Below are 5,109 nucleotides of genomic sequence, written 5' to 3'. Positions count from 1 at the left end.
CCAGGCCATCGGGAACGGCAGGGCGGCCACTCCTTCGGAACCACCCAACGGCAAGAAACCATCAGCCACACCCCACCGTCCCGGGCATCCGGGGCATCAACCCCAGACAATCAACAACCTTATGGAGAAACCGTGTCGACGTCCCCGCGGAACGTCCGCCGACTGGGCTTGGCGGTGACCGTGGCGCTCATGCTCGGCGCCTGCCGGGCCGAGGGCGGCGCGGGCCTGAGCGACACCGAGATCGGGCAGATCCGCGACGTGCTCACCACCGCGACGTCACCACAGCCCCGCGAAGCCGTTGATGAGTATCAGAGCCGCCGGAATGCCCTCGTCACCGCGTGCATGGCCGCCGCCGGCCTGCCGTACCGGCCGTGGCGGCGGCCGTTGCCGCCCGCGCTGGCCTCCGGGCTCGCACCCGCCGAGTTCGCCGCCACCGCGGGCTTCGGCATCACCACCGGCATCGGATCGGTGCAGCCCGGCCGGCCGGTCGTCGACCCCAACCGTCAGGTGTTACGGACCCTGAACGAGGAGCAGCGTAAGGCGTACCGGCCGGCCCGGGACGCCTGCGACCGGCGGGCGATGTCCACGCTGGGCGTTCCGCCGCTCTCCGAAGCCGGAGAATTCGTCACCAGTCCCGCCGTCGGCGAGAAGCTGCGGGAGATCGCGGGCGCGGCGGAACACGACGCCCGGGTGGCGCGCGCCCGGGCCGACTACCGGTCGTGCATGAGCGCGGCCGGTCGGCCGGCGAGCACACCGGCCGAGGTCACCGCCGACTTCCAGGCGAAGGCGCGCCCGTACACCACGACGTATCAGGCCCAGGCGACCGCTCGCGCCGACCGCGGTGAGGACCCGTCGCGCCTGACGCTGGCCGAGGTGTTCCCGGCGCCGCAGCTGGAGCGGTTGCGCCGGCTGCAACGGGAGGAGATCGCCGTCGCCGTGGTGGAACAGCCCTGCGGTACGGCACTGAAGTCGGTGGTCGACGCGGTGCACCGCGAGTACGAACTGTCGACCCTGCGTACGTTGTCCGCTCGATGACCAGCCCCGTCGACCGGCCTGGTCATCCGAACCCGAGGGGATCGGGATGATGTTCAGATCAGCATTGCGACGGCTTCTGACCTGCCTGGCCGTGGCCGCCGTGGGCGTCACCGTCGCCGTGTCGGCGCCGGCGCCGGCGCGGGCCGCCTGCTACGGCACCGCGCAGGCGGTGACCATGTACTACGGCGGCAACCTCATCGGACAGGAGGCCGCCCAGTACGCCAGCACCTGCGACTACGACACCGAATACCGCGGCCACGTCTTCGACATGTACACCGACGGCAGCTGCGTGTCGGTCTATTTCTGGAACCCCAGCCAGGTGCGTGAGGCTCGCTCCTGCGACAACGCCGGAACGCGGTACATCTTCAACGACACCTACGGCGGATCGTCGGTTTCCTACTGGGACATGTGCACGACCTATCACTGCCGGTTCTACACGAGCGGAAATCCGGGCGACGACACCATGTACGGCTATTAGCCCGGGCTCGTCCACCAGCGACAGCAAGAGAGAGGATGACGAATGTTGCGATCCGACAGATCCGCCGTGCGCCGCAGGCCGATGCGGCAGTTGGCCGGCGCCGTGGCCGTGCTCGCGTTCGCGGTGGTGGGCGCCGTCGCGCTCGGGCCGGCGCCGGCCGGGGCCGCCTGTTACAGCGGCACCGCGCAGGCGGTGACCATGTACTACGGCGGCAACCTCATCGGGCAGGAGGCGGCGCAGTACGCCAGCACCTGCGACGGCGACGGCGAATACCGCGGTCACGTCTTCGACATGTACACCGACGGCAGCTGCGTGTCGGCCTACTTCTGGAACCCGGGCAAGGTGCGCGAGGCACGGTCCTGCGACAACGCCGGAACGCGGTACATCTTCAACGACAACACCGGCGACACCTACGCGTACTGGGACATGTGCACCACCTATCACTGCCGGTATTACACGTTCAACGACGGTGACGACACGTTCATGTCGGGCTACTACCCCCCCGGGGGGGGGGGGCGGCGCGGGGCCCCCCCCCCCGCGCCTCAGGCCAGAAAGGATCCGGGGCGCGTCTCATCAGCGGGGCCATGAATCGAAGGACGACAGTCTAGAGTGGACGCGTGCTAGGAGTCGTCGCGGCCGCGCTTGGCGGTCCTGAGGTGTTGCAGGTGACCGAACTGCCCGAGCCCGAGGCCGGGCCCGGGCAGGTGGTGGTCCGGATCCGCGCCGTCTGTGTGCACCCGGCCGACGTCGCCGCCACGACCGGGGAGATTCCTCGTGGGCCGGTTCCGCCGCCGTTCTCGCCCGGGTGGGACATCGCCGGCGAGGTGGTCTCGGTCGGCCCCGACACGACGGATTTCGGGTTGGGTGATCGTGTCGTCGGGATGATTCCGTGGTATCTGACGCGGGGCACACCCGGTGGCTATGCCGAGTTCGTGGCCGCCGACGTGGACTGGCTGGTGCGGCTGCCGGACGAGCTCGACTTCGTGTCCGCGGCCACGGTGCCGCTCAACGCCCAGACCGCACACCAGGGGCTGTCCTTGGTGTCATTGGCCATGCTGCCGGCCGGCAGCAGCATTCTGGTCACCGGCGCCAGCGGCGGTGTCGGCGGCTTCGCCACCCAGCTCGCCCTTCAGGGCGGCTACCGTGTCGTGGCCCAGGCAAGCCACGGCGACGAGCAGTGGGTGCGCGGTCTCGGCGCTCACGAGGTCGTCTCCCGTTCCGTCGATCTGGCCACGGTGGGGCCGGTGGGCGCGGTGTTCGACGCGGTGCCCCTCGGCGAGGCGGCGGCCGCCGCCGTCGAGGACAGGGGCATCGTGGTCGCGACCCGGCCCACGCCGGCCATCGTTCCGGCCCGGGGTGTGCGCCAGGAGCTGCAACTCATCCGCCACGACCGCGAACTGCTGGCCGACCTGGTGGGGCAGGTGGCGGCCGGACGGCTGCGCACGCGCGTGGCGGTCACGATGCCGTTGACCGAGGCGGCCGACGCACACCGGCGGGTATTGGCCGGTGGGCTGCGCGGAAAGCTCGTGCTGACAGTGAACTGACGGGAAGCGCGGCTCCGGCCGGGCCTGCCGCAGTGGCGTCCGGCAGCTCGGCAACGAGAGCCGCGTCATCGCCCCATCCGTACACTGACCGGTGGTGCTGGAGGTTGAGGGTGCTCAGGCCTCGTACCGGTATGCGGGGTAGGTGAGGTAGCCCTGGTCGCCGCCCGCGTACCAGGTCGCCTGGTCGTCGTCGGCGAGCGGAAGATTCTGCCGCAGCCGTTCCACGAGGTCGGGGTTGGCGATGAAGGCGCGACCGAAGCTGATCAGGTCGGCGCCCAGCTCCAGCCACCGCTGCGCGGCCGCTCGGTCCGCCTTCTTGGGGCCCATCGGGAACGCGGGGTTGACGATGAGGGTGCCGGGCCAGGCGCGGCGCAGCCCGACCAGCACCTCCTCGGCGGTGGTGAGTTCCAGGTGGACGTACGCCAGGCCGAGCGGCGCCAGTTCGGTGAGCAGCGCGGCGTACATCTCGGGCACGTCGGTCTCCGTGGCGCCCCAGATGCCGGCGCCCGGTGAGAGCCGGATCCCGGTACGGTGGCCGCCCACCGCCTCGACCGTCGCGGTCACCGCTTCGACGGCGAACCGGATCCGGTTCGTGATCGATCCGCCGTAGCGGTCGGTACGCAGGTTGGCCGTGCTGGAGAGGAACTGCGAGATCAGGTAGCCGTTCGCGCCGTGCAGTTCCACACCGTCGAAGCCGGCGCCGACCGCGTACCGGGCCGCGTCGGCGTAGGAGCGTGCGTGGTCGGGCACCTCGGCGGTGTCCAGCGCCCGGGGTACCGGCGCGGGCTTGCGGCCGGTCGGGGTGAAGAGTTCGCCGGCTGCCGGGACGGCCGACGGGCCTACCGGCTGCATGCCGATCGTCTCCGGGTGCGACACGCGGCCGCCGTGCATGAGCTGGGCGAAGATACGCCCGCCGTTGATGTGCACCGCGTCGGTGACCTGCTGCCACGACTTGGCCTGCTCGTCGGTGTGCAGGCCCGGGGTTCCGGGGTTCGACTGTCCCACGATGCTGGGCTGCACGCCTTCGGTCACGATGAGTCCCGCGGTGGCCCGCTGGGCGTAGTAGGTCGCCATCGACGGCGTCGCCAGACCGCCCGCTGCGGCCCGGACCCGGGTCAGCGGGGCCATCACCACGCGGTTCGGGAGAACCATTTCGCCGAGTCGGTACCGGTCGAACAGGGTCGTCATCACGCACTGCCTTCCAGGAGCATGGCGCCCGCCGACCGGACGCGCCGCTACGCTAAGACCTGACATTGACGTCAGATGCAAGCTTTGCGAAGCAGATCACAGCGAGGAGGCCACCATGCGGATCGGTGATCTGGCGGCGCGGGCCGGGGTGAGCGTGCGTTCCCTGCGCTACTACGAGGAGCAAGGGCTGCTCGTCAGCACCCGAAGCCCGGGCGGCCAACGCCAGTACACCGACAAGGAGGTCGGCCGGGTGCGGTTCATCCAGCGGCTGTACGCCGCCGGGCTCGCCAGCCGCACCATCGCCGAGTTGCTACCGTGCGTCGACTCGCCGACCGCCCAGAACGCCGACGCCGCCTGGACACAGTTGCACCAGGAACGGGACCGCATCACACAACACATCGAGGAACTCACCCAGGCCCGCGACGCGCTCGACCAACTGATCGCCATCAACCGGGAGCACCGATCCCGGCTCGCCGCCCGATCAGCCGGGGACGTTCGGTCCGCGGCCAATTGAGCGCGGCGATCCCCTGCCTTGACGTGCTGCAGGCGGATGACCCACAGCCCCTCGGCGCCGATACACTCACCGTCCAAGATCGGGGGACGCGTGGGCGCATCGGGATGGGCAAGCAAGGTCGCGTATCAGCCGGATATCGCGGCTGCGCTGCAACAGGCGCGCTTGGAGGCGTACGAGAACGGCAGCTTCTACCGCGACGCGCCCGACCCTAGGTCGTGTCTAAAAGGTGGGTTCATAGCCACCTGTTGATCGCGGCGATCTGCACGGTGGCCAGGTAGCGCACGGCTAGCTTGTCGAACCGGGTGGCCACAGCCCGATGCTGTTTAAGCAGGCTGATGCCCCGTTCGACA

6 protein-coding genes and 1 pseudogene are annotated in these 5,109 nt (G+C 70.1%); 5 read left to right on the top strand and 2 right to left on the bottom strand.

Translation table 11 applies throughout. The features are described 5' to 3' along the window. The first annotated feature begins 132 nt into the window (after positions 1-132). The 4 genes from J5X75_RS43610 to J5X75_RS43595 are packed head-to-tail and all read left to right on the top strand — an operon-like array spanning position 133 to position 3,057. Positions 133-1,035: a hypothetical protein gene (locus tag J5X75_RS43610; protein ID WP_208473616.1), complete on the top strand. Its 903-nt coding sequence runs from the start codon at positions 133-135 to the stop codon at positions 1,033-1,035. 49 nt (positions 1,036-1,084) lie between these two features. After that, positions 1,085-1,513 (top strand): hypothetical protein, encoded by a 429-nt coding sequence (locus tag J5X75_RS43605; protein ID WP_208473615.1) that lies wholly within the window; start codon positions 1,085-1,087, stop codon positions 1,511-1,513. 42 nt (positions 1,514-1,555) lie between these two features. Then, the gene (locus tag J5X75_RS43600; RefSeq protein WP_208473614.1) at positions 1,556-2,101 is read left to right on the top strand and encodes a hypothetical protein; all 546 of its coding nucleotides are present in this window, start codon (positions 1,556-1,558) and stop codon (positions 2,099-2,101) included. A gap of 29 nt (positions 2,102-2,130) precedes the next feature. After that, the gene (locus tag J5X75_RS43595; protein ID WP_208473613.1) at positions 2,131-3,057 is read left to right on the top strand and encodes an NADP-dependent oxidoreductase; all 927 of its coding nucleotides are present in this window, start codon (positions 2,131-2,133) and stop codon (positions 3,055-3,057) included. Between the two features lie 114 nt (positions 3,058-3,171). Here the strand turns inward: J5X75_RS43595 and J5X75_RS43590 are convergent, their stop codons facing one another. Next, complete coding sequence (locus tag J5X75_RS43590; RefSeq protein WP_208473612.1) at positions 3,172-4,245, bottom strand: alkene reductase; 1,074 nt, start codon at positions 4,243-4,245, stop codon at positions 3,172-3,174. 115 nt (positions 4,246-4,360) lie between these two features. Between J5X75_RS43590 and J5X75_RS43585 the strand changes: the two genes are divergently transcribed. Then, positions 4,361-4,759: a MerR family transcriptional regulator gene (locus tag J5X75_RS43585; RefSeq protein ID WP_208473611.1), complete on the top strand. Its 399-nt coding sequence runs from the start codon at positions 4,361-4,363 to the stop codon at positions 4,757-4,759. A gap of 232 nt (positions 4,760-4,991) precedes the next feature. On the opposite strand, the pseudogene J5X75_RS46595 reads toward J5X75_RS43585, so the two are convergent. After that, positions 4,992-5,109 (bottom strand): annotated as a pseudogene (locus J5X75_RS46595) (IS5 family transposase); the annotation flags it as partial.

This window comes from Actinoplanes flavus (genome assembly GCF_017592555.1).
GTDB classification, from domain to species: domain Bacteria; phylum Actinomycetota; class Actinomycetes; order Mycobacteriales; family Micromonosporaceae; genus Actinoplanes; species Actinoplanes flavus.
Note: the sequence above shows the minus strand (reverse complement) of the source record. Positions and strands in the feature narration are given on the sequence as shown.

Bases quoted from the DNA above. Each gene is read 5' to 3' on its own strand.
- J5X75_RS43585 (WP_208473611.1), top strand. From the start codon at position 4,361: ATGCGGATCGGTGATCTGGCGGCGCGGGCCGGGGTGAGCGTGCGTTCC.
- J5X75_RS43605 (WP_208473615.1), top strand. From the start codon at position 1,085: ATGTTCAGATCAGCATTGCGACGGCTTCTGACCTGCCTGGCCGTGGCC.
- J5X75_RS43600 (WP_208473614.1), top strand. From the start codon at position 1,556: ATGTTGCGATCCGACAGATCCGCCGTGCGCCGCAGGCCGATGCGGCAG.
- J5X75_RS43590 (WP_208473612.1), bottom strand. From the start codon at position 4,245: ATGACGACCCTGTTCGACCGGTACCGACTCGGCGAAATGGTTCTCCCG.